This window comes from Limnohabitans simekii (SeqCode) (genome assembly GCF_965234735.1).
Classification (GTDB): domain Bacteria; phylum Pseudomonadota; class Gammaproteobacteria; order Burkholderiales; family Burkholderiaceae_C; genus Limnohabitans; species Limnohabitans simekii.
Map to the genome: position 1 here is coordinate 344,802 of NZ_OZ248542.1, position 25,259 is coordinate 370,060.

Sequence of the window (25,259 nt, forward strand, 5' to 3'; positions counted from 1 at the left end):
ACAAATGGCTGACAACGACACCATCCAATGGACCCCCGAGCTGCGTGCCGAAATGGACGCCATGACCTCCACCCAACGCGCTGCCGTGCTGATGCTGCTGCTGGGTGAAGAGCAAGCCGCAGAAATTGTGAAATACCTCAGTCCCAAGGAAGTGCAAGCGCTGGGTGCGGCCATGGTGCAAGCCTCGAGCTTGTCGCAAAACGCGGTGAACGTGGTGCTCGACCAGTTCGTCGACATGCTGAAAAAACAAAACAGCGTGGGCCTGGGCGGCTCCGACTATGTAGACCGCGTCATGCGTTTGGCGCTGGGCGAAGACAAAGCCAACTCGGTGTTGAACCGCATCATGCCGGGACAAGGCACCAAAGGCTTGGACATCCTCAGCTGGATGGACCCACGTTCCATCGCCGAGATGATTCGCACCGAACACCCGCAAGTGATTGCCATCATTTTGTCCATCTTGGACACCAATGTGGCCGCCGATGTCTTGGTGTATTTGCCCCCCGAGGTGCGCCCCGAAGCGATTCAGCGTGTGGCCGCCATGGACACGGTGCAGCCCTCGGCCATGGCTGAACTCGAGCAAATCATGAAGCAACAGTTTGCCAAGAGTTCGTCCTCCAAGTCGTCCAGTTTCGGTGGTATCAAGGCGGCTGCGGCCATCATGAACAAAACCAAAACCGATTTGGAGCGCTCGGTCATGGATGGTTTGGAAGAAATCGATGTCGACTTGATGATGAAGATTCAAGATCAGATGTTCACCTTCGACAACCTGGTCACCGTGGACAACAAAGGCATTCAAGTGCTCATGCGCAATGTCGAACCTGATCAACTCATGGTGGCGCTCAAAGGCGCACCCGATGAAGTGTTGGCGCGGTTCTTGGACAACATGTCCGAACGTGCCCGTGGCATGTTCAAAGACGACATGGACGCCCGTGGTCCGGTGCGTGTGGCCGATGTGGAAGACGCACAGAAGAAGATCATGCGCTTGGCTCGCAAGTTGTCAGATACCGGCGAATTGATCTTGGGCGGAGCCGACTTTGTTTAACCTTGACCCCAAGCCAACTGCGCCCCGCCATTGGCTGGACGACACTTGGCTCAATTCTTCCTCGCGTCCGATTCAAAACTTCGGCGAGTTCGATTGGGACCAGGTGCCCAAGATGGACTACACCAAGGCTTTGTTTCGGCAACTCGCCACACCTGAAAGTGCCAAGGTGTTTGACGATGCGCAAGACTTTGTGCTGGAAACATTTGGCAAGCTGCCCAAGATTGCGGTCACAAGCGACGAAGAAATCGTCATCGACGCCAAGCTGTTGGAAGACGTCCCGCTCAGCCTGGAAGAAGTTGCGCCCGCGCCTCGCCCCCCCTTGCCCTTGCCCGAACTGGCAAACCCCGCATGGCTGCAAACGCCTGAGAGTTTTTGGTCGCCACCCGAGGCCGACACCTTGGCTGGGTTGCCGTTTGATGCCAACGCCGCCCCTGAATTGGACTCGGCTGCATTGGCTGCTGCGCGTGAAGCCTCGCAAGCGCAAGGCCATGCCGAAGGCCTGCAACTGGGCCTGAGCCAAGGCCATGAACAAGGCTTGGCCGAAGGCTTGAAGGCGGGCCATGCCCAAGCGATTGAAGACGCCAAAGCGCAAGCCCGCGCAGACATGCAAGCAGCCTTGGATGCGGCCAAAGCGCAGGCCAGCGAAACCTTGAATGAACAACTCAAGGTCTTGCAAACTTTGAATGAAAAACTCACCAGTTTCAGTGACAACCCCAACGCCTTGTTCGAGCCGGTCAAACGCTTGGCGGTGCACATCAGCGAGCAACTGGTGCTGGCTGAATTGAATTTGTCTGGCCAAGCCATCGAGCGTTTGGTGCAACGCTGTTTGGATGAACTTGACATGCATGGCCAGTCGCCCATCGTGATCGAACTCAATCCGCAAGACAAAGCCCGCTTGCAAGACATCAATGCCGAGGTGTTGAAAAACATGCAACTGCTGGCTGTGCCCAGTTTGCACCCTGGCAGTGTGCGCTTGGTGGTCAATGACACCCAAATTGAAGACCTGATCGAACACAGGTTGCAAACCATGGCCAACCGCTTGCTGAACCAGCCGGAACTGTGGCGCGAGCAATCCGCCTTCTTCCGTCAACCTTTGGCGCAACGCGATGGTCAAGTCGAAGATGTGCCACAACGCATGATGTATGACGAGCCGCCCCACGAGGATGACCATGATTGATTTCGCCAATATCGCCTTCCGAACCGTGATGAGCTTGGCCTTTTTGGCCTTTGTCGTGCGTCCCCTGCTCATGTCCATGGTGCGCAAAGAGCCCAACACCTTGGAGCTGGAAGAAATGGCCCAGCTGGCCGTGAACTCTGCCTTCAAATCACAGTTCAACAGCTACTACGCTTCGCGCCCGCAAAAACTGCCAGCACCTGAAAAGCTGGTGATTGATGTGCAGGCCACGCCTGTTGGTGAAGTCGATCAAGCGCACACGCCCTTGGTGCCCCTCACAGAAGAAGAACTGGCCGCCTTGGCGCAATTTGATGTGGATGAGGCTGAACGGGTGCGGGGCCACGAAGAAGAGATGGCACGCCGCGCCACACTGGCTGCTGAAGAAGCAGCCCGCAAAGCGGATGAAGCGGCTCAGCGCTTGGCCTTGGAAGCAGCTGGCGATGAAGACGAAGAAGAAGACGAAGGCCTCAAGAAGATGCGCGACAGCATGAAGAAAGAGAAGAAGAAACCCACCATTCCGGCCGAGCTGCTGGCGGGCAACAGCTACGAAGACAAGCTGATGATCGTGCGTTTGGTGACCGAGCAAGAACAAAACCGGGTGGCCAATGCCATTCGTTCGATGATTCAAATCCAATGATGGATTTCGCTGCCGACATCGAAGCCACCCTGCCCGATTTGCGCACACCTCAGCCGCAGCGCAGCGGCACCTTGGTGCGCCTGGTGGGCATGACCTTGGAAGCCCGAGGCGTCATGGCACCCTTGGGTGCTTGCTGCGAAGTGGTCGGTCAAACCGGCCACCGGGTTGAAGCCGAGGTGGTCGGCTTCAACGACAAAGTCTTGTTCCTCATGCCCTTCACCGAGCCCACCGGTGTCGGTCCAGGCGACATGGTGCGTGTGCTCAGCCATTCATCGCTGGTCAAACTCGGGCCCGAACTCTTGGGGCGGGTGATTGACGGCCGTTGCCAACCCTTGGACGGCAAGCCCGACCCGGGTTGCAAAGAACTCCTCAGCCTGTTGGGCCGCCCGATCAACCCGATGGAGCGCGGACCCATCAACAAAATTTTGGACGTGGGTGTCAAAGCCATCAACGGCGTGTTGACGCTGGGACGCGGTCAGCGCTTGGGGCTGGTGGCTGGTTCAGGCGTGGGCAAAAGTGTGCTCTTGGGCATGTTGACCCGCTTCACCAAAGCCGATGTGGTGGTGATTGGTCTGATTGGCGAACGTGGCCGCGAGGTGCAAGCCTTCATCCAAGAGTCTTTGGGTGAAGAAGGCTTGGCCAAATCGGTGGTGGTGGCCGCACCGGCCAATGTGTCACCCGTGTTGCGTTTGAAAGCCACGCACCTCACCCATGTGATTGCCGAGTATTTCCGCGACCAAGGCAAAGACGTGCTGATGCTGTGCGACAGCCTGACCCGCGTGGCCCATGCGCAGCGCGAAATTGGGTTGGCGATTGGCGAGCCGCCCACCGCCAAAGGCTATCCGCCATCGGTTTTCGCTTTGCTGCCGAATTTGATTGAACGCGGTGGTGTCGGGCGTCATGGCCACGGCTCCATCACCGCCATCTACACCGTGTTGGCCGAAGGCGATGACGCCGCCGATCCGATTGTTGACATCGCCCGCGCCTCGTTGGATGGCCAAGTCATGTTGTCGCGCAAACTGGCCGACTCGGCGCATTACCCCGCCATCGATTTGACCGGTTCTATTTCGCGCTTGATGCAATCGCTGCTCAGCAATGAGGATATGAAGTCGGCCAATAAATTACGCCGCCTCTGGTCCATCTACCAACAAAACGTCGACTTGGTGCAAGTAGGCGCTTATGAAAGCGGTTCCAACCCCGAGTTGGATGAGGCCATTCGCTTGAACGACCGCATCGTGAGTTTTTTGCGCCAAGACATGCACATCAGCCAAGACTATGAAACCACGCGACAGCAGTTGCGTGAGTTGCTCAGCCAATGACACGGAAGACCTGACCCATGAAACCCCGCAGTTGTTGGTCTGTGCTGGTGAAAAAAGCCAAAGACGATGAAGAGCTGGCGCAGCAAGCGCAAGTCGAAGCCCGCAAACGGGTCGAGCATTTGCAAGCCAGTCGCCAGCGCATGGACGACTTGTTGAACGATTACAAACGCCGCGCTTTGGAAAACCAAAGCAAGTTGCACAGCATGGCGGACGCCACCAACAACCGGCAATTCATGTTGCATTTGCAAGAACTGGTGAACCGGGTGGACAAAGACCTGGTGGCTGCCTTGGCCGCTTACGATCGCGCCAAAATGGCCTTGCTGCAAGCCACACATCAGCGCATGAAAATGGAAACCATGCAAGACAAAGATTTGGAAGTGGTGCAGCAGTGGCAGCGCAAACGCGAGCAAAAAGAAATGGACACCTTGGGGCTGACGCTCTACAACCTCAAGGCTTGACCCACGCGGCTTGCAGCCAGTGCCAGTAGTGCGGCTTGAAGGCCCAAGGGATCATGGTGCAGCTTGTGTTCACGGCAAACACCGTTTGGGTGGCGTGGTCATGCCAAACCCCCTTGGCATTCAATCGGCCCAGCACCGCTTGGGCTGCATCGGCATGGTCCATCACCACAGCATCCAACCTGACTTGGGCTTGCTCCTGCGGCAAGTCATCCAACCGCGTCCAGGTCACGGGATGGTAAGACGGCACGGGCAAGTCGGCGTCGATCGGGCCTGAATACACATCATGCAAACTGCCCCAGGCCCGGCCCTTGAGCATGGATTTGAGCTGGGCCAGTTGACGCTCGGCCATGTCCTCATCGCCCAAGCGAAACCCCACCTGACCCAAGACATTGTCAAACCACAAGCAGGCCTGGGGGTGGGTTTTCAAAAGAGCGGGCAAATGGGCAATCGCATCCTTGCGGTGGTAGTGCACCGCCATGCCTGCAGCTTTGAGCGCACGGCCGTGCCGCAGTCCAAACAGCAAGGGCACCAAGGGGTCGATGTCATACACATCAATCCGCTTGAAGCGCAGCAACCAAGGGGTGGGCAGCATCCATCCCGCGCTGCAACCGATCAGCAGCAATTCGGTTTGCGTGGGTTGAACCTGCGCTAAAAATTGGGCGATCAGTTCACGCGTGGGCATCCAACGCTGCAAGGAACGAACGGCATGCACATGCCAATTCAGGCCACCGGTGCCACCGGCATTGGCCAAGTCGCGCAGCCAAACCGACAAGCCGCCAAGCTGAGGCAAGTCAATGTTGCGGTTCACAAAGCGACTTCATGATGTTGAACACGGGCGAATTCGGCGGCGGTGCACGCCATTGGTCAAACACGCCTTCTCTGGAGAGCTGTTCGCCGGTCAGCTTGGGACCACTGTAAAAAGCCAAGGACCGGGTGCGCACTTGCCGGTTGCTGCAATTCATCTCTATCAATGCCTTGGTGGACCAATAGGGTTTGCCCAAGCTGTTGCGCTGGACCTTGCGGTAATCAAGCATCGTCCAAACCGTGACCAGATCGGCTTGGCGCGCAATCGAGCTGCGGTCAATCCCGTACTCGACATCGTCCGACAGGCCGGTGGCGGTCCAGTTGGCTGCAAGCACCGGGGTGGCACCGAGTGTGATCAGCAGCCAAAACTGCCATTTCACCAATTTCACAAAAAATTCCATTTTTCAATCTCGCGCGATAGATAATGCAGCTCATGCCAAACTATGACTGGGCTCAGTACTCTCTCAGTATGACACTCGTCTTGTTGCTGTTGGCGGCGGTCCTGTGGTGGCTGTCGCGTCGCAACAAGGGCTTTCTCCTCCCCGCAGCGCAGCGTCGCATCCAAATTCTAGAGGCCTATCCCATGGGGTTGCGGCACAAGCTGCTTTTGGTGCAAGTCGATTCCCAGCGCTTGCTGCTGTCGGTCACTTCCAACGACATTCAAACACTGCATGCTTGGCTTGCAGATCCCCCTCCTCAAGAAGAACAGGGTGCTCAACGTGCGCAATAAATACTTTTGGTTGCCTGTCCTCATGCTGCTGGCATTTTGGCTGCCCGACCTGGCTATGGCCCAAGGCTTGCCCATGGTCACGGTCAACAGTGGCAAAGGCGGACAGCAATACAGCCTGACCCTGCAACTGCTGGGGCTCATGACGGTGCTCACGCTGCTGCCGTCCTTGTTGCTGATGATGACTTCTTTTGTGCGCATCATCATCGTGCTGTCCATCCTGCGACAAGCTTTGGGCACGGGTCAAACACCGCCCAACACCGTGCTGGTGGGCTTGGCCTTGTTCCTCACCTTTTTCATCATGACACCGGTGTTTGACGAGGTTTACACCAATGCGATTGCGCCGTACATGAACGGCACCATGCCTTTTGAGCGAGCCTTGGCCACCGCCGAGGTGCCGGTGCGCAACTTCATGATGTTGCAAACCCGCGAAGACGACATTGCCATGTTCATGCAAATTGCCCAGCGCAAAGAAATCGCCAGTGCGGATGAAGTGCCTTTCACCACCTTGGTGCCTGCCTTTCTCACCTCGGAGTTGAAAAGCGCCTTCATGATTGGCTTCATGGTTTACATCCCGTTTGTGGTGATCGACCTGATCGTGGCCAGCGTGTTGATGTCCATGGGCATGATGATGCTCTCACCCATGATCATCTCCATGCCCTTCAAGCTGATGTTGTTTGTGTTGGTCGATGGCTGGACCCTGCTCATGGGTTCACTGGCATCGAGCTTTATCTTCAAATAAGGAGTCCAGATGGATACCGCCATGGTGGTTGATTTGGCGCGACAAGCGCTGTGGATAACGATGTTGATTTCGGCCCCCATGTTGCTGGTGGCTTTGGGGGTGGGTTTGATCATTGGTATTTTTCAAGCTGCCACCTCCATCAACGAACAAACCCTGAGCTTCATCCCCAAGCTATTGGCCTTGGGCCTCACCGCTGCGGTGTTTGGCGGCTGGATGATCAATTCCTTGGTGGACTACACCAAGGTGTTGTATGGCCGCATCCCCGGGCTGTTTGGTTGAGCCATGAACATTGAGATGCTGAATTTGCTGGACAGGTTTTACGCCCTGATCTGGCCCATGCTTCGCATCTCGGCTTTTTTGGCGTTTGCGTCCATTTTTTCCATCCGCGCGGTCAATCTGCGCATCCGCATTGCCATTGGATTGGTGTTGACCATTTTTCTTTCCATGCAACTGGAAGTGCCCAAGATTGACCCGGCCACCGCCGAGGGCTTGAAAGAAATTTTCAACCAACTCTTCATTGGTTTTGCCATGGCCTTGCTGATGCAATTGGCGACAGCGGGCATTGTCTTGGCCGGTCAAGCGGTGTCGGGCTCGATGGGCTTGTCCATGGCCAACATGATCGACCCCACCTTGGGCAACGTGCCCGTGGTGTCGCAGTTTTTCACCATCATCGGCACCTTGGTGTTCTTGTCCATCGGTGGCCACCTGATCGTGTTTGCCGTCTTGTTGGAGTCCTTCACCTTGTTCCCGATTGGGAAAAGCCTGATGACCCAAGACGTGCTGGGCAAGATGACAGCCTGGGGCGCCATGATGTTTGTCTCGGCCTTGCTCATCTCACTGCCGGTGGTCATCACGCTGCTGTTTGTGAACATTGGTGTGGGCTTTGTCACCCGCGCCGCCCCCAGTTTGCAGTTGTTCTCGGTGGGCTTGCCCGCTATTTTGTTGTCGGGCTTTGTCATTTTGTGGATGGCCGTGCCCAGCATCATCAACCGCATCAGTTGGCTGTGGGTGCAAACCTTCAGCCAAATGCGTGGCATGTTGATCGGAGGCTAGCAGCATGGCTGACGACTCCTCAGAACGGACCGAAGAACCGACGGAGCAACGGCTGAGAAAGGCCCGTGAAGAAGGGCAGGTGGCGCGTTCGGTCGAGTTGTCCACGGCCGCCATCTTGGTGGCGGCCACTTTGTTTTTCAGCTTGTCGGGCAGTTATTTGTTTCACCGACTCGGCGCTTTGTTCATCAACCAATTGCAATTCGACCGCAAAGTGATGGACAAAGCCGAACTGCTGCCAGCGATTTTTTTCCAGTCGATCATCGATGGCTTTGTGATGATCTTGCCCATCATGGTGTTGTTGGCGGTGGTGGCCTTGCTGTCGACCGTGATGAGCGGGGGTTTGATTTTTTCACCCAAGATGATGCTGCCCAAATTCAGCAAGCTCGATCCGATGGCGGGCTTGGCGCGGATGTTCGGCTTGAAGGCACTGATTGAATTGTGCAAAACCTTTCTCAAGTTTTTGGTCATCAGTCTCATCTTGTGGATGGCCATCACCAACAACATTGAAGACCTGGTGACACTCAACCGCATGGACTTGGGCACGGCCATCAGCCATGCTGGCACCATGATTTTGGACGCCTGTTTTTGGATGAGCATGGGCTTGGTCGTCATCGCCATCGCCGACGTGCCCTTGCAGCACTACCAGGTGAACAAAAAACTCAAGATGACGCGCCAGGAAATCAAGGACGAGATGAAAAACGCCGAGGGTCGTCCCGAGGTGAAAGCCACCATCCGCCGTCGGCAACGCGAGATGGCCAACAACCGCATGATGGACAACGTGAAAGATGCCGATGTCGTCATCACCAACCCACAGCATTTCGCCGTTGCCCTGAGCTACGACCCCAACTCTGACGGCGCACCGACCCTGGTGGCCAAGGGTACTGACGAATTGGCCAAGCGCATTCGCGAACGCGCCAAAGAAAACAATGTCTATATTTTTGAGGCCCCCGATCTGGCCCGTGCCCTGTACTTCACCACCAAACTTGACCACCCCATCCATGAAGGCCTCTACCATGTGGTGGCGCAAGTCATTGCCTATGTGTTCAGCTTGAATCAAAGCTACGCGCCAGGTGAGGGCTTGGTCAAGCCGACACTGCGCATCCCTGACAATATGCGCTATGACGAAAATGGTTTTCTTTTCCAGCAATGACGCGATGACGGTATGCCATGAGTGACTTCTACCAAAGCCCTGCGGACAAACTGCGCTTTGAAATCTTGCTCAAGTCGCTGCGCGAGGGGCGATTGAACCTGGCCATCTTGGGCGAAGACGAGGTGGCCTTGGCGCATTACGGTCGGCGCATTTTTCAGCACTTGCGCGAGCAGGGCGAGGAGCATGTCGAGCTGTGGACCTCGGCCGACTCGGACAAATTGGTCGATCGCTTCAACGACATCTTGTCGCAAATGACCTTGGACCAGGCGCTGGACAAAACCAACAAGTCCATCCCCAAGCGCTACATGATCTTCCCCGACACGCAAGGCATCCAAGACTTTGAATTGCAATTGCTGGCGCGTTTGGTCAATGGCTTTCCAGCCAGCAACATCAACCTGATTTTGCTGATCAACAGTGGCAGCTATTACGAGAAAAAACTCTCGGCCTTTGGCAAGAACCTGCTGCAATGGGTGTTGGAGTCGGAGGAGCCGCAAGCGCCTGCGCCGTCCAATGCACAAGCCCACAAGCCCTTGGCCAACGCCAATTTCACCTTGCCCCCGGCCCCCGCCAAGCCGCTGGAAATTGGCGATTTGCTGCCTCCGGCTGACCACTTGGACTTGTCCAGCGACCCGGTGATGGGTGCGGTGGTGCCCGGCGCTGGCGACGGGCCCAGTGGCGAAGAACTCGCCCAAGCCTGGGAAGCGCCTGCCAAAAAGGGCATCGGCGGCAAAATCGCTGGGGCGATGTTGGCGGCTTTGTTGCTGAGCTTTGGCGCCTTGGGCTACATCTACCATGAGGAAGTGTTGGCGGAATGGGTCAAGTTGCAAACCTATTTGGCCGGTCCCAGCAAATCGCCGCCCTTGTCCACCTTGCCCGTGGTCGCGCCCACTCCACCGCCATCCACTGTTGGCATGTCTTCGAGCAACACCCCCACGCCTTTGAAGCCAGCGGATGCCGTGAGCACCGACAAAGGCGAAGCGGTGGTCGCCCCTGTTGTGGCGCCTGTTGCTGCCCCCAAGCCGCCCGATGTCAGCACCGACAAAGCGGTTGTCACAGCGGCAGAAAAAGGACCCGATCCATCCGCAGACAAACCGACTGAGAAACCGACTGTGAAGGCGGCAGAAAAAGCCGCCGAAAAACCTGCAGAGAAAGCGGCAGAAAAAGCCGCGAATTCAAGCCGGCAAGCCGACGATATTGCTTGGATCAAACAGCTGCAAGATGACGCTTGGGTGATGCAGCATGGCGCGTTTGACAGCTTGGCCGAAGCCCGCACTTTTCAATCCAGTGCCTTGGGCTACAAGGCGGGGCAGGTGTTTTTCACCCAGCGCAAGGGCAGCAAACCTTATTTCATTTTGATCACTGGGCCTTATGCTGAAAAAGCCCAAGCCGAAAACCTGATGCGGCAAAACCCGCCTTTGGCCAAAGCTTGGCTGCGGTCTGCCAAGTCGTTAAAGATTCAGTTTCAGGATTAAGCTTCCTTCAATTGATCAAGATGTCCTTTAAAGGGTCGATTCCAATGCTTGGAGAAACACCATGAGCCAAGACCCCCCTTTTTCAGATGATCCCTTGCCCGGCTTGGAGCCCCAAGCCAAGACCCCTGGCGCGGCCACCGGCGCCAGTGACGATGCTGTGCCTGCATGGGAGGAAGCGTCACTGCACGACCCGGATCTGAAGCCCCAAAGCAGCTATGGCCGTTCGGACCCTGCTTCCATGGCCGCGGTGCAAACCGCCGAGCTGGCCCATCCTGAGTTGCGTCAGGCCCAGACCGATGCTTTGGGTGCGCCTGATTTGCGCCCCAGCCCAGGTCACAGCTTGCAGGACTTCAGCCAAGCGACCCCCGGTCCAGCACCAGCGGGCGCAAATTTATCCAATGTTGACCCGCATTTAGCCCATTTGACTCAAGTTGGACTGGTTGCCGCCGATCAATGGGAGGAGCAAATCAAGCCCCGGATTGACCAATTGCACTCGGACATCGACTTGGTGAACGAGCAACTGGATCAGCTGGACAAAGCCAAACGAAAAATCAAGAAATCCTGAGGACCCAGACCATGGCGCAAGACAAGCAAACAGCAGAAGCCTCCGATGACGGCGACTTCCTGCCCGAGCCGCCTGCGCCCATGGTGGTAGAGGAGTCGGGTGACGCCTTGGCCGAAGGCATCGAGGCCCTGCAAGCCCAAAGCTTGGACTCCACAGAGGTGTCTCGTCAATTGGAAGACCTGACCGGCGTCGTGCTCAGCTCTGCCGAGGTATCCACCCGCTCGGCCGAGGTGGCTGCCAACATCAGCCACGAAATGCGCGAGGTGATGAAGATTGTCACTTCTGCCAACGACCGCAACATCCTGCATTCACGCGTCATCCTGATTGGCCTGTTGGCCTTTTTGATGATCGCCGTGGGCACCTTCTTTGCCATCTCCACCCGCTTGCAACAAAACATCCGCCAGTTGGACGCCTTGTCTTTGGCTGTGGGCAAGCGCGTGGTCGAGCTCGATGCCACCTTGGCCACCTTTGGTGACGCCACCCGTGGTTTGGGTGACACCACCGAAAAGCTCGACAGCATGGAAGAGCGTCAAATCAAATTGAACGAGACAGTGGAAGTCAAGCTCGAGGACATGGGCAAGTTGTTCACCAAACTGCCTGAGCAAATTTCTGGGCAGGTCAATGGCCAGTCTGAAAAAGCGTTGGACGCCAAGCTGCTGGCCTTGAACAAGAGCATTCAAGCCTTGGAAGCCAAGGTTCAAACCCTGGCCAACAAACCTGCACCTGCAGCACCTGCGTCAGTCAACAACCAAAAAGAAGTTTTGGCTGAAATTCAAAAGCTGAAGAAAGACTTGGAAGCGGCCAATGCGAACGCCGCCAAGGCGGCCAAAGAAGCCAGCAAAGAAGCGGCCAAAGAACGCGATAAAGCAGGCGAGTACAAGCAACCCCCGCTGCTGTTGCCGGGAGCCGAGAAACCTCCAGCCCCCAAACCGGACCCCAAAGCGGCCGCTGCCAAAGCCAAAGCGGCGGCGGATGCCAAAGCTGCAGCGGAAGCCAAAGCGGCTGCTGAAGCCAAAGCGGCAGCGGATGCCAAAGCTGCAGCGGATGCCAAAGCCTTGGCGGCTGCCAAAGCCGCTGCCGATGCTGCTCGCGCGGCCGCTGAGGCCAGAGCCGCTGCCGAGGCCAGAGCTGCTGCCCAACCGCCGGCCTTGCCACCACGCGCCGCGCCGAAAGAAGACCGGGTCATTTACCCCCGACCTGCCAGCGAAAACTGAGGTTTTCAGCCCAGCGAAAAGGTTTCAGGGCTGGCCTTGGTCCAATAAGTTTTGAACGGCTCGGGCAGCTTGCCCAAGGTTTCTTTCAACAACACCCCTTTGCCCAAGCTTGGATAGACATCGGCCAGCGTTTGGGTGTCGGTGTTGTTGACGCGGCGCTGGATGTGATCGAGTTTCAAGTCTTGCGGCGAATGCAAGCCCGCCGATTGCAACAACTCTTGCAATGCAATCAAAGTATTTTGTTGAAAGTGCATCACGCGCTCGGCCTTGCTGGGCACCACCAGCGCGATTTGCCGTTGCGGGTCTTGGGTGGTCACGCCGGTGGGGCATTCGCCGGTGTGGCAGGTCTGGGCTTGAATGCAGCCCAAGGCGAACATGAAGCCACGTGCGCTGTTGCACCAATCGGCGCCAAGGGCCAAGGTGCGGGCCATGTCAAAGCTGCTGATGATTTTGCCGCTGGCGCCAAGGCGAATTTGATCCCGTAAGCCCACCCCCACCAAGGTGTTGTGGACCAAGCGCAAACCATCTTTCATCGGCATGCCCATGTTGTCAGACAACTCCAGCGGGGCGGCACCAGTGCCGCCTTCGGCACCGTCCACCACGATGAAGTCGGGCAGTATCTTGGTGGCCAACATGGCCTTGACGATGGCGAAGAATTCCCAGGGGTGGCCAATGCAGAGTTTGAAACCCACCGGTTTGAACTGGCTGAGTTCGCGCAGCGCCTGTACAAATTCCAACAACTCGATCGGGTTGCCAAAACTGCTGTGGGCTGCTGGTGACACGCAATCGGCACCCAGAGGCACGCCGCGTGCCTCGGCGATTTCTGGCGTGACTTTCGCCGCAGGCAAGACACCACCGTGGCCAGGTTTGGCACCTTGGCTGAGCTTGATCTCGATCATCTTCACTTGGGGAAGACGTGCGTTGTCCACAAAATGACTCGGGCTGAATTTGCCCTCGTCGTCGCGGCAACCGAAATAGCCCGAACCAATTTCCCAAATCAAATCGCCGCCGTGGATGCGGTGGTAGCGCGAGATGGATCCTTCACCGGTGTCGTGGGCGAAGCCCCCCTTTTGAGCGCCCTGGTTCAACGCCATGATGGCATTTGCACTGAGTGCGCCAAAACTCATGGCCGACACATTCAACAAGCTGATGTCATAGGGCTGCGTGCAAGCCGAGGTGCCGACTTTCACGCGAAAGTTGTGGTCGGCAATGACGCTGGGCGCCATCGAATGGTTGAGCCATTCGCGGCCATTGCTGTCGAGGTCTTGCAAGGTGCCAAAGGGTCTTTTGTCCGATTGACCTTTGGCGCGGGCATACACCAGGCTGCGCTGTGCACGGGAAAAGGGCGCAGCTTCGTTGTCGGATTCGATGAAATACTGGCGAATTTCTGGCCGGATGAATTCCAGCAAAAAACGCATGTGGCCAAGGATCGGGTAGTTGCGCAACACCGCATGGTGCTGTTGCAGCAAGTCGTGCACACCGATGGCGCTGAGGGCGGCAAACAACAAAAACCACAGCAAGCCTTGGCCGGAAGCCAGCAAGACCAGCAAGGTGAAAACCAGCCCACCCAAGGCCAAGAAAAACGTGGTGTAGCGAACTGGAAATTGAATCTTGCTGAGGTCGGGCATGGACGAGGTCTCCTGTTTGGCCGGACCTCTCGCGGAGGTCAGGTGGGCGTGTTGCGCAGCTTGGACGACAGCCGCGCTTGTGCCAGCGAGGATACTTCAGCCCGAAGACGGGCCATGGACAGCTGCTGATCCGAGGCGCGTTGGATTTCTTGCAGGTCCTGCAAGATGGTGTTGCGCAGTTTGTCCAGCTCTTCGTCAATCGAAGACAGACGGCGGCGCAACTCGCGTTGCTGGCTCATGCGCTGACTCAGCACGTTGACGCTGGTGGCAATGATTTTCCAGTTGTGCGCCAACTCGTCTTGTGGCGGTTGGTTCAATTGCTCAAACAACTCGCCCAGCAAAGGGTCTTGCAACACTTCTTCTGGCTTGGGCTGTGCATCTTCACGCACAGCGTCGGCCAAGGCTTGCAAAGATTGCGCGTGCTGCTGCGACTGTTGCTCATCAAACGGCGGCTGAGACATGGTTTGCATGTCGCTGGCATGTTGCTCGGTGAAGTTGTGCACCGAGGCCCAGCCCATGCCGGGGTCGTATTGCTTCAAGCCCTTGAAGGCCAAGAAATTTTCTTCAGACATGGTGGTCATCCTGGCTTAGAGCTTGGCCGAACTGCCACGGGCCAGGCGCTTGAGGAATTCAGGAATGCCCATTTGCGCCAGCGAACGTGAATTGACAACGGCTTCGTTGTCCTCGGCGATTTTGCGTTGGCGGTACCGGCCCAACACGGAGAATTGTGAACCGCTGCCGACGGTGTCGAGCACGCTGGATTTGCTGGGTGTGAGCGGCACGCGGTGGCTGCTGCTGTCGCGCTCGGTGAGCTTGACCGGCACGGGCTGGCGCGGCTGGTTGGCCTGCGCCATGCGGATTTCACGCGCGGCGCAAATCGCTTCGCCAAACTCGCGGAAAGACTCACCGCCCATGTCACGCGCGTCCATCAGGTAGCCGCGCTCGAACAAATCACGCGCCGACTGCGCTTCCAAGATGGGCGGGGCCAGCATGAAGCTCACGGGGAAGCGCTGCTTGGTGAACACGTCCGAGTTGAGTTGTTCATTCAGCACGCGGGTCGGGCAGACCACCAGCATCGGGCGGCGTGCCGTGGCCGAGTCGAACACCCAACGGTTGCGACTCAAGAAGCCGGAGGTGGCGGCCAATTCAATTTCGGACACCGAGGTGGGCACCAGCACCATGTCGAATTCAAACATCAACTCGCCGGCCAAAGAATCGGACCACGTGAGGTCACAGACCAAGATGTCGCATTCGCTGGCAGCGCGGCGCATTTGCAAACGCGCTTCGAAGATGGGGCGGTTGCCGCCTTGGTCCACTGGCAAAGACAGGTGCTGCACCACCGCGCCCACATTGGGGGCTTGGTTCAGCCAGGTGCTGGAGGAGCCGTGCGGGTCCCAGTCAATCAAAGTCACCCCCAGTCCAAGGGTGCGGCTCAGGTAAGCCACCAAATTGGCGGACAAGGTGCTCTTGCCAACGCCACCTTTTTGACTGGTGACCAAAATTTTGAAAGCCATCTTCTGCTCCTGAAAATGCAGCGGTGTCGAGTCTCTTGGCTTCTGGCGAACCCAGAAACCAATCGAAGAAAATCTCGTAAGGGGGGATGGATATTAGCTTTTTTGCCGTAGGTGTCAAATCTGACAGAAACTCATATGTTGTTTTACGGCGACTTGGCCACGCAGGGTTTTGTCCCGAAGCGGGAACTGCATACTTAAAAGTTAAGCCAAAATGGCCGCAATGGATAAATTGCGCATCGACAAATGGCTGTGGGCGGCTCGGTTTTACAAAACCCGCTCCTTGGCCACAGATGAAATCAACAAAGGCCGTATCGCGGTCAACGACCAGGTGGTCAAGCCCGCGCGGGAGCTGAAAGTGGGTGACAGCGTGGCCATGCGGCGCGAAGGCCAGGTGCGTACCGTGCTGGTTCAGGCGCTCAGCGATGTGCGCGGCCCAGCGCCCAAGGCCCAGCTGCTTTATGCCGAAACCCCCGACAGCTTGCAAGCCCGCGAGGCCTTTTCGCAGCAGCGCCGCTTCGCCCGTGAGCCTGCGCAAAGCATTGAACATGGTCGTCCCACCAAGCGGGATCGCCGCGACTTGCAAGAGGTGCGCCACGGTTGGAATGACCGCTGGAGCGCATCCCTGGACCCGTCATCTTGATTTGAAAGCAGCTGTATGAAACTCTTGGCGATGGCTTGGCGTGCGTTGTGGCGTGATGCCCGCGCGGGTGAATTGCGTTTGTTGTGGGTGGCGGTCAGTCTGGGGGTGGCCGCGCTCACCTCGGTGGGCTATTTGGCCGATCGGATTGAAGGTGGTTTGCAGCGCGACGCCCGCCAACTCTTGGGCGGGGATGCTGTCTTGGCCAGCGACCACCCGCTTGCACCGGAGGTCACCACCAAGATCCAGGCCTTGGGTTTGCAATCTGCGGCCACCTTGAGCTTTCCCACCATGGCGCGAAGCAGCGAAGACCAAGGCGGCAACAGCCGCTTGGTGGCGCTCAAAGTGGTGTCCGACGGTTACCCGCTGCGCGGGCGTTTGCAAATCCTGCCACCTGCGGATGCCCCGGTGCCCAAGGCCGCGCTCGAGCCCGCCTTGAACAATGGCACGCCCTACGACCGGCCCGGCATGACCACCGACCGGTTGCCGCAACAGGGCGAGGTGTGGGCCGAACCGGCCTTGCTGGAAGCTTTGGAAGTCAAGCCGGGTGATGACTTGCAGCTTGGTGAGCGCACGCTGCGCATCACCGAAGTGCTGATGGGTGAGCCGGATCGGGGTGCCGGTTTCATGAACTTTGCGCCACGCGTCATGATGAACCAAGCCGACCTTGAAGCCACCCAGCTGGTGCAACCGGCCAGCCGGCTCAACTGGCGCTTGGCCGTGGTGGGCCAGCCGCGCCAAGTGGCCGCCTTCACCCAATGGGCCGAGGTCTATGTCAAGCAGCCAGAGGTTCGCGGGGTGCGCTTGGAGACCTTGGACGCCGGGCGGCCTGAGATGCGCCAAACCCTGGACCGCGCCGAGAAGTTTTTGCACCTGGTGGCCTTGTTGGCCGCGCTCTTGAGTGCGGTGGCGGTGGCCTTGGCGGCGCGGGGTTTTGCGGCGCGGCATTTGGACGACTGCGCCATGCTGCGGGTCTTGGGTCAAAGTCAGCGCGAGATTTTGAGCGTGTATGTGTTGGAGTTCTTCACGGTCGGCATCTTGGCCAGTTTGCTCGGACTGGTGCTGGGCTACAGCCTGCACCAGGTGTTTGTTCATTTGCTGGCGGGGTTGGTCGATACGGCCTTGCCTGCACCCAGCTGGCAGCCGTTTTGGCAAGGCTTGGGTGCGGGCCTGACTTTGTTGTTGGCGTTTGGTTTGCCCCCCATCTTGCAACTGGCCCAGGTGCCTGCGCTGCGCGTGATTCGGCGCGACTTGGGTCCGATTCGCCCTGCCTCTTTGGCGGTCATGGGCTTGGGCTTGATTGGCTTTGGCATTTTGTTGTTGTCGGCCAGCCGCGATCTGTGGCTGGGGCTGATGGTGGTCGGCGGCTTTGCGGGTGCGGCGCTGGTGTTTGCTGGCATGGCCTGGCTGGCAGTTTGGGCATTGCGCCAAAGTGTGGCCTTGTCACAAGTGCCGACTTGGTTGCGCATGGCCACCAGGCAAATCAGCTCGCGCCCGGGCTACACCGTGGTGCAAGTGAGCGCTTTGTCGGTGGGGCTGCTGGCGCTCATGCTGTTGGTGCTGTTGCGCACCGACTTGGTCGACAGCTGGCGCAATGCCACACCGGCCGATGCGCCCAACCGCTTTGTCATCAATATCCAACCCGACCAATCGGCCGATTTCTTGCAGCACCTGAACGACGCTGGTGTGGCCAAGCTGGACTGGTACCCGATGATTCGCGGGCGCTTGATCGCGGTCAATGGTCAATTGGTGAGCCCCGACAGTTACACCGAGGACCGGGCACAACGCTTGGTAGACCGCGAATTCAACATCTCGCATTCGGCCAGTGCGCCCGCGCACAACCAAATCTTGCAAGGCCAATGGACGCCGGAAGAGCCCAACGCCATCAGCATGGAAGAGGGTATTGCCAAAACCCTGAACCTGAAATTGGGCGACATGGTGCGGTTTGAGATTTCCGGCCAGCCCTACGACGCCAAGATCACCTCGGTGCGGCGTGTCGATTGGACCTCGATGCGCGCCAATTTCTTTGCCATCTACCCGGTGTCCAAGATTCCAGATGTGCCCATGACCTACATCGCCGCTTACCGTGCGCCCACCCAAACCGGCTTTGACAATGGCTTGGTCAACCGTTTCCCCAACATCACCAATGTGGACATGGGCGCCACCATCAACCAGGTGCAAAAAGTGCTGGGCCAGGTGATTGGCGCGGTCGAGTTTTTGTTTGGCTTCACCCTGGCAGCGGGCCTGGTGGTGCTGTTGGCAGCGGTCACGGCCACACGTGAAGAACGCGCCCGCGAGTACGCGGTGCTGCGGGCCTTGGGTGCGGGCAACCAGCTGCTGCGGCAGGTGCAAACCGCCGAGTTGCTGGGTGTGGGGGCGTTGTCAGGCGCCTTGGCGGCGGTGGTGGCCATGGCCATGGGCTGGGGCTTGGCCCGTTATGTGTTTGAGTTCAGTTGGCAGGCCTCGCCGTGGGTGCTGTTGCTGGGTATCGCGGTGGGTGCGGTGCTGGCTTGGGGCGCGGGCTGGTGGGGACTGCGCGAGGTGCTGCGCCGACCGGTGGTGCAGACTTTGCGGCAGGCGGCGCAATGACCAATTGGGGTCAGATTCCAATTAATTAATTGGAATCTGACCCCAATTAGCTGAGCAAGACCACCAAGGCCCCGGCGCCGCCCTCCGAGCCCTTGGCTTGGACGAAGGCGAGCACCTCGTTTTTCTGCACCAGCCAGCGCTGCACCTTGGACTTCAAGACCGGGGTTTTGCCAGGCGAGCCCAAGCCCTTGCCGTGCACCACCCGCACACAGCGCCATCCGCGTTTGTGGGCATCGCGGATGAACTGCCCCAGCGCTTCTCGCGCCTCGTCGCTGCGCAGCCCGTGCAAATCAATTTGCCCCTGCAAACTCCAATGCCCTTTGCGCAGTTTTTGCGTCACATCGGTGCCGATGCCGCTGCGCCGGTAGCTGAGCTCGTCGTCGGTGTCGAGCAGGGTGGAGACGTCAAAGTCGTCGCTGAGGCTTTCGCGCAGCACGTTGTCGTCATCCAGCATTTGCTGCAAGGCCAGGGGTTTGGCGGGCTCGCCGGACAAGGACACGCGGGGCGCATGCGAGAGCGGCTTGACCGCGCCCACGGCCCGCTTGAACAAATGGCGCTCGGCCTGGGCGGCTTTCTCAAGGCGCTCGCGCTCCGCTTTCTCGGCGGCGGCCCGAGCGGCGTCGGCTTCCAACTGGGCTTTGATGGCCGCCAAGTCTTTCAAGCTGCGGGCCTTCACCACAGCCATGCCCTCCACGCGGCCAAGTCGTTCAGGCGGGCAGCTTTCACCACGGGCTCTGCTCCGCCATCGACCAGGTTTGCCCTTGGCCAACGATGATGTGGTCCAGCACTTTCACGTCCACCATGCCCAAGGCGGCTTGCAAGCTGCGGGTGAGGGTGGTGTCAGCGCTGGACGGGCGCACCAAACCGCTGGGGTGGTTGTGGCTGAAGATGACCGCCGACGCGCCCACTTCCAGGGCCAACTTGACCACTTCGCGCGGGTACACCGAGGTTTGGTTGATCGTGCCCTTGAACATTTCGGCAAAGCGCAGCAAGCGGTTTTGCCCATCGAGGAACAGCACGGCGAACACCTCGTGGTCTCGCGTGCCCAACTGCAGTTGCAGGAAATGCTGCACCGTGTCGGGGTTGCCCATGGCGTCGCGCTGCCGCATTTTTTGCAACTGCACCCGGCGCGACAACTCCAGCACGGCCATCAGTTGCGCTCGCCGCGCCGAGCCGCCCAAGCCTTTGCGGGTTTGCAAGGCTGCCGAGGGCGCTTGCAGCAAACCGGCCAAGCCATCGAACTGATCGAGCAGGGACTGCGCCAGTTGCAACACGTTTTGCCCGGGCAGGCCGCTGCCCAACATGACGGCCAGCAACTCGGCGTCGGTCAGCGCCTGGCTGCCCATGGCAAGCAGTTTTTCGCGCGGGCGGGTTTGTTTGGGGATGTCGAGCAAGTGCATGGCGACCAACGAAGGGGATGAATCAAATGAACTGGGTGCAATGATCGCTGTTTCTGGCGGTCGTTTTGGTGTTCTGTCACCCGCTTTTTGGTGATCCTTGGCCCTTTCTACAATAGAACCAGTTTACAAAGCAGCGCATGACAGCCCCCAACACGATCCAACCTGGTTCATTCCTCACCTTGCATTACCGCTTGAGCGGGCCGCAGGGCGACATCATCAACACCTTTGGTGGGCCGCCTGCCACTTTGTCCTTGGGCAATGCCGAGTTGTCACCGGCCATCGAAGCGCGTTTGCTGGGCTTGGCCGAGGGCGCACACACCACCTTGCAGTTGGCCGCAGGTGAGGCTTTTGGCGAGCGCAACCCCGAGATGCTGCAATGGGTGCCGCGCCAAGTGTTGGCCAAATTTGGCGAGCCCGATGCGGTGTACCAAGTGGGCGAGGTGCTGGCCTTTTCAGCGCCTGAGAACACTGGCAATTACGCCGGTGCCGTTTGCCAAGTGGCTGATGACGCCGTCTTGTTCGATTTCAACCATCCATTAGCGGGCCACGCGGTCAGCATGGAAGTTCAAGTAATAGGCGTGCTCTGATGACGATGCAACCCAACTCCGAAATCATCATGGCCGAGCCGCGCGGTTTTTGCGCGGGCGTGGACCGCGCCATCGACATCGTCGAACATGCGTTGCAAAAATTTGGCTCACCCATTTATGTGCGCCACGAAATCGTGCACAACACCCATGTGGTGGACGACCTGCGCTCGCGCGGTGCCATCTTCATCGAAGACCTGAACGACGTACCCGAAGGCGCCACCTTGGTGTTCAGCGCCCACGGCGTGCCCAAAGAGGTCGAGTATGAGGCCGAGCGTCGCGGCTTTCGCGTGTTTGACGCCACCTGTCCGCTGGTCACCAAGGTGCATGTGGAAGTGGCCAAGCTGCACAAAGAAGGCTACGAGTTCATCATGATTGGCCACAAAGGCCACCCCGAAGTGGAAGGCACCATGGGCCAGCTGCCCTCGGGCATCCATTTGGTGGAAGACGCCGACGACGTGTTGAAAGTGCAACCCACACAAACCAAAAAACTGGCCGTGGTGACGCAAACCACCCTGAGTGTGGACGATGCGGCGCACATCATGGCGGCGGTGAAAGCGCGTTTCCCGCAAGTGCGCGAACCCAAGCAGCAAGACATTTGCTACGCCACCCAAAACCGCCAAGACGCCATCAAGCTGCTCAGCCCGCAGGTGGATGTGGTCATCGTGGTGGGCAGCCCCACCAGTTCCAACAGCAACCGCTTGCGCGATGTGGCCGCCAAGTACGGCACCCCCAGTTACATGGTGGACCACGCCGGTGAATTGCAAGCCGAGTGGTTGGCCGGTGCCAGCAAGATTGGCCTGACCGCCGGTGCGTCTGCGCCCGATGTGTTGGTGCAGCAAGTGGTGAGCCGCTTGCGCGAGCTCGGCGCTGTGTCGGTGCGCACCCTCGATGGTGTGCAAGAAACTGTGAAATTTCCGCTGCCCAAAGGGCTGCGCCACGATTGATTTTTTGAAGACTTTTTCTCATGCTTGACATCACCCTTCTTCGCCGCGATTTGCCCCAAGTGCTGGCGCGTTTGCAAAGCCGCAAAAACCCGCAAGTGTTTTTGAACGAAGCCGCGTTCACCGCCCTCGAGAACGAACGCAAAACATTGCAAACCCGCACCGAGGAATTGCAGGCCCAGCGCAACAGCTTGTCCAAGCAAATTGGCATGCTCAAGGGCAAGGGCGAATCCGCCGACGCGGTGATGGCCGAAGTGGGCCAACTCAAAACCGAACTCGATGCCTCTGCTGTGCGTTTGGACGTGTTGCAAACCGAGTTGCAAAACCTGTTGCTGGCCGTGCCTAATTTGCCGCAAGAAGGCGTGCCCATTGGCGCGGATGAACATGGGAATGTGGAGTTGCGCCGCTGGAGCCCCAGTGGCACCGAGCCCACGCCTTTGGGCTTTGAGGCCAAAGACCATGTGGCGCTGGGCGAACCGCTGGGCTTGGATTTCGAGATGGGCGTCAAGCTCTCGGGCTCGCGCTTCACCGTGATGAAGGGGCCCATGGCCCGCCTGCACCGGGCGCTGGCGCAGTTCATGTTGGATGTGCAAACCCAAGAGCACGGTTACACCGAGTGCTACACGCCCTACATCGTCAACCTTGACAGTTTGCGTGGCACAGGCCAACTGCCCAAGTTTGAAGAAGATTTGTTCGCCGCGAAAAAAGGCGGGCAAGACGGCGAGAGCGACGGCCAAGCGCTGTACTTGATTCCCACCAGCGAAGTGCCCTTGACCAACATGGTGCGCGACACCGTGGTCCCTGAGGGCGATTTGCCCATCAAGCTGACCGCACACACGCCGTGTTTCCGTTCGGAAGCGGGCAGCCATGGCCGCGACACGCGCGGCATGATTCGCCAGCACCAGTTTGACAAAGTGGAGATGGTGCAAATCGTGCACCCCGAGAAAAGCAACGAGGCGCTGGAAGAGATGACACGCCACGCCGAAGCCATTTTGCAAAAGCTGGGCTTGCCCTACCGCGTGATGGCGCTGTGCACCGGCGACATGGGTTTTGGTGCAGCCCGCACCCACGACTTGGAAGTGTGGCTGCCCGCGCAAAACACCTACCGCGAGATCAGCTCGGTGTCCAATTGCGAAGCGTTTCAATCACGCCGCATGCAAGCGCGTTTTAAAAATGCGCAAGGCAAAAACGAATTGGTGCACACCTTGAACGGCTCGGGCTTGGCCGTGGGCCGCACCCTGGTGGCGGTGCTGGAAAACTACCAACAAGCCGACGGCAGTGTGCGCGTGCCTGATGCACTGCAAGCCTACATGGGTGGCTTGAAAGTGCTGACTTAGAATTCTTTTTGTATTTTCAGCAAGACCCGGAAAGATGGCAGAGTGGTCGAATGCACCGGATTCGAAATCCGGCGTACAGGTTTACCTGTACCGAGGGTTCGAATCCCTCTCTTTCCGCCAGCAAGTCAATGTTTATGGCTCTCTCAAGGTTTTTTTGTAACTGGCATACCATAAAACATATCAATATATTACTTCATGCGCTTAGAACAAATGCTATCTCTTGCGTATTTCAACAACGGAATCTGGCTTGCTTTGCCAATAGATCTCCAAATCATCCATCTTTGATGGATAAAGAACCACGGGATAAGATGCCCAAAAATAAAAGGGACATCAATATGAGTAGGATTTCAGCATGCTTCATTTCGTTTGGAATACTGTTCCTTATGACTGCCTGTTCGAGCACAAATACAAGCTTGAGGGCAAAGGAAAAACAATATAGTCAGGAGCAAATCAATGAGTCTTTCAACACACTCACCAGATGCACGGATTTAGCTAAGAATGCAAAAATCAAAGCTAACTGTTTTTTGGACTTCTATTACCGAACGGACGAAATACTGATTGACTCAGATCCTGACAAGGTACCGTCGTTAAACGCGGCTAGAAAATTTTATACGCTGTATACCAATATCGCAATTGGGAAAACTGATCAACGTTTAGAGTCAAGCGAGGTACTGAAAGTTACGACGGAATTGAAAGCTGAATTGAGTCGATCAAGGGAAGATGCAAGACGTCAATCAAATATGGAATTTGCCGCAGATCAACAACGAAGAATGCAGATGATGCAAGAAGCCGCAAGGCTTCTGAGTACACCGCAGCCTAAAACTTTGACTTGTAATCCACAACCAAATGGGGTTGGTACATATTGTGTTGAAAATTAAACCCAACTTAACCCCGAATAAATCTACTGCTGATACATACTGACCTAATGTCTCGAGTCATGACCGATTTTTCTTGATACGTTCTCAATACTATCTCTGTAACTCAAGGGATAGCAAGCACAAGACCTTTCAATTCATTAATCCAACAGCACGGTCAACAAGAGTGCCCGGAGAGACTGATAAAGCTTTGGCAAGTCGCAGTATTAAAACCAAATTCGGAATGTGCTCGCCCCGCTCAATCTTGCCCATATGCGAGCGTTCAACCATAGCTGCACTAGCAAGTTCTTCTTGAGATAGCCCAGCTTGTAGCCGCATCTCACGAACTGCTGAACCAAATGCAAGTGCTGGTGCTGGATCAAAAGATTTGGCACCTTTAGGTCTACCTGCTGACGGTTTTCGCTTCTCCTGCATTGACAGGAGCTTCTCAAGATGAGAGACTTTAAACCACGTTAAATTTAACCCTTTATCTATGAAGCCAGATACTCTTCATCTGAATGTAAATCACAGTGAAATTGATTCATGGATTACTCAGCGACAACTCATTGATAGATTTAAAGTTGTATTTTTTTATTCACTAACTTTGATTGTTATGTTCGGCTGTAGCACTGGAACGAAATCTCTGCACGTCGAACATTGTCTAAGAACAACAGAGAAAGCTTCAGGCGCTAGGTGGAGATGCCTGGACAATGCACGCGTCAAAGATCAACATGATCGTGTAAGAGAGCGGCAGATGGCTGAAATGGAAGAACTGAGGGACACTTGTGATAAATATGGATTCAAACGGGGTACAACTGAGTTTTCAAATTGTTTACAGCAAGCAGCATCACAGAAAAAGATGGATGATGCATTAATGATGCAAGCGAATGAACTCAATAGACAAAATCAAGAACGGCAGATGAGAAAAACCCAGTGTTACGCTTCTGGAAGACTGGACTGCTAGAGCTATTTCCCTATCGAATTTTGTGATGAACCCACCACAGAATGACTTGTTAGCCGAGATTCGGATTGTTTCTTAATCTTTATAGCTTGAAGGATTTCATCAAATATACCTAGATTATTTTGGTTTGCAAATGGATGCATGTCATTACCACCAACTTGCATGCGCATCAATTTAGGAACGTGAAATTCCAAGAGAGATTGAAACATATCAAATGCCTTGGCAGGATTAGGCTTAACAAGGTACTCGAAGGACTCTGAGCCATCCTTCGCTCGTCTAACTACAGTTACACCGTCCGCTACAGCATCAATCCATTTGGAAAGCTTGTGACTGTTCCCTTCCAGAAGTTGGCAAATAGCCTCACGGGTGTCGGATGTAACCTTGTTTGGTGTGCCAGCTCGCCTTCCGCCAGTCTTATATCCGTGCGCCATGTAATTCTCTAACTTTGTCTACT

29 protein-coding genes and 1 tRNA gene are annotated in these 25,259 nt (G+C 56.9%); 21 read left to right on the top strand and 9 right to left on the bottom strand.

Features of this window, described 5'->3' with window-relative positions:
• Positions 1-4 precede the first annotated feature (4 nt).
• Genes fliG through AC8GFP_RS08220 form a run of 5 tightly spaced genes read left to right on the top strand, consistent with a single transcriptional unit; the run spans position 5 to position 4,630 of the window.
• Entirely contained in the window at positions 5-1,042 is a 1,038-nt protein-coding gene (gene fliG / locus AC8GFP_RS08200) for a flagellar motor switch protein FliG (protein ID WP_506612080.1), read from the top strand.
• The gene (locus AC8GFP_RS08205) at positions 1,035-2,219 is read left to right on the top strand and encodes a FliH/SctL family protein (RefSeq protein ID WP_506612082.1); all 1,185 of its coding nucleotides are present in this window, start codon (positions 1,035-1,037) and stop codon (positions 2,217-2,219) included. The genes fliG and AC8GFP_RS08205 overlap by 8 nt, the downstream gene beginning before the upstream one ends.
• Complete coding sequence (locus AC8GFP_RS08210; RefSeq protein ID WP_506612084.1) at positions 2,212-2,853, top strand: hypothetical protein; 642 nt, start codon at positions 2,212-2,214, stop codon at positions 2,851-2,853. The genes AC8GFP_RS08205 and AC8GFP_RS08210 overlap by 8 nt, the downstream gene beginning before the upstream one ends.
• Positions 2,853-4,172: a FliI/YscN family ATPase gene (locus AC8GFP_RS08215; RefSeq protein ID WP_506612086.1), complete on the top strand. Its 1,320-nt coding sequence runs from the start codon at positions 2,853-2,855 to the stop codon at positions 4,170-4,172. Before AC8GFP_RS08210 ends, AC8GFP_RS08215 begins: the two co-directional genes overlap by 1 nt.
• A gap of 17 nt (positions 4,173-4,189) precedes the next feature.
• The gene (locus AC8GFP_RS08220) at positions 4,190-4,630 is read left to right on the top strand and encodes a flagellar export protein FliJ (protein WP_506612088.1); all 441 of its coding nucleotides are present in this window, start codon (positions 4,190-4,192) and stop codon (positions 4,628-4,630) included.
• Here AC8GFP_RS08220 and AC8GFP_RS08225 read toward each other — a convergent pair.
• Positions 4,620-5,438, bottom strand: coding sequence for a hypothetical protein (locus tag AC8GFP_RS08225; protein WP_506612090.1), 819 nt, complete (start codon positions 5,436-5,438; stop codon positions 4,620-4,622). The two genes, AC8GFP_RS08220 and AC8GFP_RS08225, sit on opposite strands and share 11 nt — an antisense overlap.
• Positions 5,422-5,835, bottom strand: coding sequence for a surface-adhesin E family protein (locus AC8GFP_RS08230; RefSeq protein WP_506612092.1), 414 nt, complete (start codon positions 5,833-5,835; stop codon positions 5,422-5,424). Before AC8GFP_RS08230 ends, AC8GFP_RS08225 begins: the two co-directional genes overlap by 17 nt.
• A gap of 68 nt (positions 5,836-5,903) precedes the next feature.
• On the opposite strand from AC8GFP_RS08230, the gene AC8GFP_RS08235 reads away from it, so the two are divergent.
• The 8 genes from AC8GFP_RS08235 to AC8GFP_RS08270 all read left to right on the top strand — a co-directional run bounded on the left by AC8GFP_RS08235 (position 5,904) and on the right by AC8GFP_RS08270 (position 12,357).
• Complete coding sequence (locus AC8GFP_RS08235; protein WP_506612094.1) at positions 5,904-6,164, top strand: flagellar biosynthetic protein FliO; 261 nt, start codon at positions 5,904-5,906, stop codon at positions 6,162-6,164.
• A 22-nt stretch (positions 6,165-6,186) separates the two neighbouring features.
• On the top strand, positions 6,187-6,903 hold the full coding sequence (fliP, locus tag AC8GFP_RS08240) for a flagellar type III secretion system pore protein FliP (protein ID WP_506612095.1): 717 nt from the start codon (positions 6,187-6,189) through the stop codon (positions 6,901-6,903).
• 9 nt (positions 6,904-6,912) lie between these two features.
• Positions 6,913-7,182 (top strand): flagellar biosynthesis protein FliQ, encoded by a 270-nt coding sequence (fliQ, locus tag AC8GFP_RS08245; protein ID WP_506612097.1) that lies wholly within the window; start codon positions 6,913-6,915, stop codon positions 7,180-7,182.
• A 3-nt stretch (positions 7,183-7,185) separates the two neighbouring features.
• Complete coding sequence (gene fliR, locus AC8GFP_RS08250) at positions 7,186-7,956, top strand: flagellar biosynthetic protein FliR (RefSeq protein WP_506612099.1); 771 nt, start codon at positions 7,186-7,188, stop codon at positions 7,954-7,956.
• A 4-nt stretch (positions 7,957-7,960) separates the two neighbouring features.
• On the top strand, positions 7,961-9,106 hold the full coding sequence (gene flhB / locus AC8GFP_RS08255) for a flagellar biosynthesis protein FlhB (protein ID WP_506612101.1): 1,146 nt from the start codon (positions 7,961-7,963) through the stop codon (positions 9,104-9,106).
• A gap of 17 nt (positions 9,107-9,123) precedes the next feature.
• Positions 9,124-10,578 (top strand): SPOR domain-containing protein, encoded by a 1,455-nt coding sequence (locus AC8GFP_RS08260; RefSeq protein ID WP_506612103.1) that lies wholly within the window; start codon positions 9,124-9,126, stop codon positions 10,576-10,578.
• Positions 10,579-10,639: 61 nt separating this feature from the next.
• Positions 10,640-11,143 carry a hypothetical protein gene (locus AC8GFP_RS08265; RefSeq protein WP_506612105.1) on the top strand — a complete coding sequence of 168 codons (504 nt, stop codon included), beginning with the start codon at positions 10,640-10,642 and terminating at the stop codon, positions 11,141-11,143.
• Positions 11,144-11,154: 11 nt separating this feature from the next.
• On the top strand, positions 11,155-12,357 hold the full coding sequence (locus tag AC8GFP_RS08270) for a hypothetical protein (protein ID WP_506612107.1): 1,203 nt from the start codon (positions 11,155-11,157) through the stop codon (positions 12,355-12,357).
• A 5-nt stretch (positions 12,358-12,362) separates the two neighbouring features.
• Here the strand turns inward: AC8GFP_RS08270 and AC8GFP_RS08275 are convergent, their stop codons facing one another.
• From AC8GFP_RS08275 to AC8GFP_RS08285, 3 genes are read right to left on the bottom strand one after another with little or no spacing between them, the layout of a single operon-like run.
• The gene (locus AC8GFP_RS08275) at positions 12,363-13,985 is read right to left on the bottom strand and encodes an FMN-binding glutamate synthase family protein (protein ID WP_506612109.1); all 1,623 of its coding nucleotides are present in this window, start codon (positions 13,983-13,985) and stop codon (positions 12,363-12,365) included.
• A gap of 38 nt (positions 13,986-14,023) precedes the next feature.
• Positions 14,024-14,557 (bottom strand): hypothetical protein, encoded by a 534-nt coding sequence (locus AC8GFP_RS08280; RefSeq protein ID WP_506612111.1) that lies wholly within the window; start codon positions 14,555-14,557, stop codon positions 14,024-14,026.
• Between the two features lie 15 nt (positions 14,558-14,572).
• Positions 14,573-15,499: a ParA family protein gene (locus AC8GFP_RS08285; protein WP_506612112.1), complete on the bottom strand. Its 927-nt coding sequence runs from the start codon at positions 15,497-15,499 to the stop codon at positions 14,573-14,575.
• Positions 15,500-15,719: 220 nt separating this feature from the next.
• Between AC8GFP_RS08285 and AC8GFP_RS08290 the strand changes: the two genes are divergently transcribed.
• Positions 15,720-16,139 carry an RNA-binding S4 domain-containing protein gene (locus AC8GFP_RS08290; protein WP_506612114.1) on the top strand — a complete coding sequence of 140 codons (420 nt, stop codon included), beginning with the start codon at positions 15,720-15,722 and terminating at the stop codon, positions 16,137-16,139.
• A gap of 15 nt (positions 16,140-16,154) precedes the next feature.
• On the top strand, positions 16,155-18,725 hold the full coding sequence (locus tag AC8GFP_RS08295) for an ABC transporter permease (protein ID WP_506612116.1): 2,571 nt from the start codon (positions 16,155-16,157) through the stop codon (positions 18,723-18,725).
• 46 nt (positions 18,726-18,771) lie between these two features.
• On the opposite strand, the gene AC8GFP_RS08300 is transcribed toward AC8GFP_RS08295, so the two are convergent.
• Both AC8GFP_RS08300 and radC read right to left on the bottom strand, forming a co-directional pair.
• On the bottom strand, positions 18,772-19,410 hold the full coding sequence (locus tag AC8GFP_RS08300; protein WP_506612117.1) for a Smr/MutS family protein: 639 nt from the start codon (positions 19,408-19,410) through the stop codon (positions 18,772-18,774).
• 37 nt (positions 19,411-19,447) lie between these two features.
• Positions 19,448-20,125, bottom strand: coding sequence for a RadC family protein (gene radC / locus AC8GFP_RS08305; protein WP_506612119.1), 678 nt, complete (start codon positions 20,123-20,125; stop codon positions 19,448-19,450).
• A 137-nt stretch (positions 20,126-20,262) separates the two neighbouring features.
• On the opposite strand from radC, the gene AC8GFP_RS08310 reads away from it, so the two are divergent.
• The 5 genes from AC8GFP_RS08310 to AC8GFP_RS08330 all read left to right on the top strand — a co-directional run bounded on the left by AC8GFP_RS08310 (position 20,263) and on the right by AC8GFP_RS08330 (position 23,868).
• Positions 20,263-20,712, top strand: a complete 450-nt coding sequence (locus AC8GFP_RS08310) for an FKBP-type peptidyl-prolyl cis-trans isomerase (RefSeq protein ID WP_506612121.1) — start codon at positions 20,263-20,265, stop codon at positions 20,710-20,712.
• Positions 20,712-21,656, top strand: coding sequence for a 4-hydroxy-3-methylbut-2-enyl diphosphate reductase (ispH, locus tag AC8GFP_RS08315; protein WP_506612123.1), 945 nt, complete (start codon positions 20,712-20,714; stop codon positions 21,654-21,656). Before AC8GFP_RS08310 ends, ispH begins: the two co-directional genes overlap by 1 nt.
• Positions 21,657-21,676: 20 nt before the next feature.
• Complete coding sequence (gene serS, locus AC8GFP_RS08320) at positions 21,677-22,990, top strand: serine--tRNA ligase (protein ID WP_506612125.1); 1,314 nt, start codon at positions 21,677-21,679, stop codon at positions 22,988-22,990.
• A 28-nt stretch (positions 22,991-23,018) separates the two neighbouring features.
• A tRNA-Ser gene (locus AC8GFP_RS08325) sits at positions 23,019-23,110 on the top strand.
• A gap of 164 nt (positions 23,111-23,274) precedes the next feature.
• Positions 23,275-23,868 (top strand): hypothetical protein, encoded by a 594-nt coding sequence (locus tag AC8GFP_RS08330; protein ID WP_506612127.1) that lies wholly within the window; start codon positions 23,275-23,277, stop codon positions 23,866-23,868.
• Positions 23,869-23,997: 129 nt separating this feature from the next.
• Here the strand turns inward: AC8GFP_RS08330 and AC8GFP_RS08335 are convergent, their stop codons facing one another.
• On the bottom strand, positions 23,998-24,279 hold the full coding sequence (locus AC8GFP_RS08335; protein ID WP_506612129.1) for a helix-turn-helix domain-containing protein: 282 nt from the start codon (positions 24,277-24,279) through the stop codon (positions 23,998-24,000).
• 319 nt (positions 24,280-24,598) lie between these two features.
• On the opposite strand from AC8GFP_RS08335, the gene AC8GFP_RS08340 reads away from it, so the two are divergent.
• Positions 24,599-24,808, top strand: coding sequence for a hypothetical protein (locus tag AC8GFP_RS08340; protein WP_506612132.1), 210 nt, complete (start codon positions 24,599-24,601; stop codon positions 24,806-24,808).
• Between the two features lie 2 nt (positions 24,809-24,810).
• Here AC8GFP_RS08340 and AC8GFP_RS08345 read toward each other — a convergent pair whose 3' ends face one another.
• Positions 24,811-25,236 (bottom strand): hypothetical protein, encoded by a 426-nt coding sequence (locus AC8GFP_RS08345; RefSeq protein WP_506612134.1) that lies wholly within the window; start codon positions 25,234-25,236, stop codon positions 24,811-24,813.
• Positions 25,237-25,259: the final 23 nt, after the last annotated feature.

Bases quoted from the DNA above. Each gene is read 5' to 3' on its own strand.
- fliG (WP_506612080.1), top strand. From the start codon at position 5: ATGGCTGACAACGACACCATCCAATGGACCCCCGAGCTGCGTGCCGAA.
- AC8GFP_RS08210 (WP_506612084.1), top strand. From the start codon at position 2,212: ATGATTGATTTCGCCAATATCGCCTTCCGAACCGTGATGAGCTTGGCC.
- AC8GFP_RS08215 (WP_506612086.1), top strand. From the start codon at position 2,853: ATGGATTTCGCTGCCGACATCGAAGCCACCCTGCCCGATTTGCGCACA.
- AC8GFP_RS08220 (WP_506612088.1), top strand. From the start codon at position 4,190: ATGAAACCCCGCAGTTGTTGGTCTGTGCTGGTGAAAAAAGCCAAAGAC.
- AC8GFP_RS08230 (WP_506612092.1), bottom strand. From the start codon at position 5,835: ATGGAATTTTTTGTGAAATTGGTGAAATGGCAGTTTTGGCTGCTGATC.
- AC8GFP_RS08235 (WP_506612094.1), top strand. From the start codon at position 5,904: ATGACACTCGTCTTGTTGCTGTTGGCGGCGGTCCTGTGGTGGCTGTCG.
- fliP (WP_506612095.1), top strand. From the start codon at position 6,187: ATGCTGCTGGCATTTTGGCTGCCCGACCTGGCTATGGCCCAAGGCTTG.
- fliQ (WP_506612097.1), top strand. From the start codon at position 6,913: ATGGATACCGCCATGGTGGTTGATTTGGCGCGACAAGCGCTGTGGATA.
- fliR (WP_506612099.1), top strand. From the start codon at position 7,186: ATGAACATTGAGATGCTGAATTTGCTGGACAGGTTTTACGCCCTGATC.
- flhB (WP_506612101.1), top strand. From the start codon at position 7,961: ATGGCTGACGACTCCTCAGAACGGACCGAAGAACCGACGGAGCAACGG.
- AC8GFP_RS08260 (WP_506612103.1), top strand. From the start codon at position 9,124: ATGAGTGACTTCTACCAAAGCCCTGCGGACAAACTGCGCTTTGAAATC.
- AC8GFP_RS08265 (WP_506612105.1), top strand. From the start codon at position 10,640: ATGAGCCAAGACCCCCCTTTTTCAGATGATCCCTTGCCCGGCTTGGAG.
- AC8GFP_RS08270 (WP_506612107.1), top strand. From the start codon at position 11,155: ATGGCGCAAGACAAGCAAACAGCAGAAGCCTCCGATGACGGCGACTTC.
- AC8GFP_RS08275 (WP_506612109.1), bottom strand. From the start codon at position 13,985: ATGCCCGACCTCAGCAAGATTCAATTTCCAGTTCGCTACACCACGTTT.
- AC8GFP_RS08280 (WP_506612111.1), bottom strand. From the start codon at position 14,557: ATGTCTGAAGAAAATTTCTTGGCCTTCAAGGGCTTGAAGCAATACGAC.
- AC8GFP_RS08285 (WP_506612112.1), bottom strand. From the start codon at position 15,499: ATGGCTTTCAAAATTTTGGTCACCAGTCAAAAAGGTGGCGTTGGCAAG.
- AC8GFP_RS08290 (WP_506612114.1), top strand. From the start codon at position 15,720: ATGGATAAATTGCGCATCGACAAATGGCTGTGGGCGGCTCGGTTTTAC.
- AC8GFP_RS08295 (WP_506612116.1), top strand. From the start codon at position 16,155: ATGAAACTCTTGGCGATGGCTTGGCGTGCGTTGTGGCGTGATGCCCGC.
- AC8GFP_RS08300 (WP_506612117.1), bottom strand. From the start codon at position 19,410: ATGGCTGTGGTGAAGGCCCGCAGCTTGAAAGACTTGGCGGCCATCAAA.
- radC (WP_506612119.1), bottom strand. From the start codon at position 20,125: ATGCACTTGCTCGACATCCCCAAACAAACCCGCCCGCGCGAAAAACTG.
- AC8GFP_RS08310 (WP_506612121.1), top strand. From the start codon at position 20,263: ATGACAGCCCCCAACACGATCCAACCTGGTTCATTCCTCACCTTGCAT.
- ispH (WP_506612123.1), top strand. From the start codon at position 20,712: ATGACGATGCAACCCAACTCCGAAATCATCATGGCCGAGCCGCGCGGT.
- serS (WP_506612125.1), top strand. From the start codon at position 21,677: ATGCTTGACATCACCCTTCTTCGCCGCGATTTGCCCCAAGTGCTGGCG.
- AC8GFP_RS08330 (WP_506612127.1), top strand. From the start codon at position 23,275: ATGGATAAAGAACCACGGGATAAGATGCCCAAAAATAAAAGGGACATC.
- AC8GFP_RS08335 (WP_506612129.1), bottom strand. From the start codon at position 24,279: ATGCAGGAGAAGCGAAAACCGTCAGCAGGTAGACCTAAAGGTGCCAAA.
- AC8GFP_RS08340 (WP_506612132.1), top strand. From the start codon at position 24,599: ATGGCTGAAATGGAAGAACTGAGGGACACTTGTGATAAATATGGATTC.
- AC8GFP_RS08345 (WP_506612134.1), bottom strand. From the start codon at position 25,236: ATGGCGCACGGATATAAGACTGGCGGAAGGCGAGCTGGCACACCAAAC.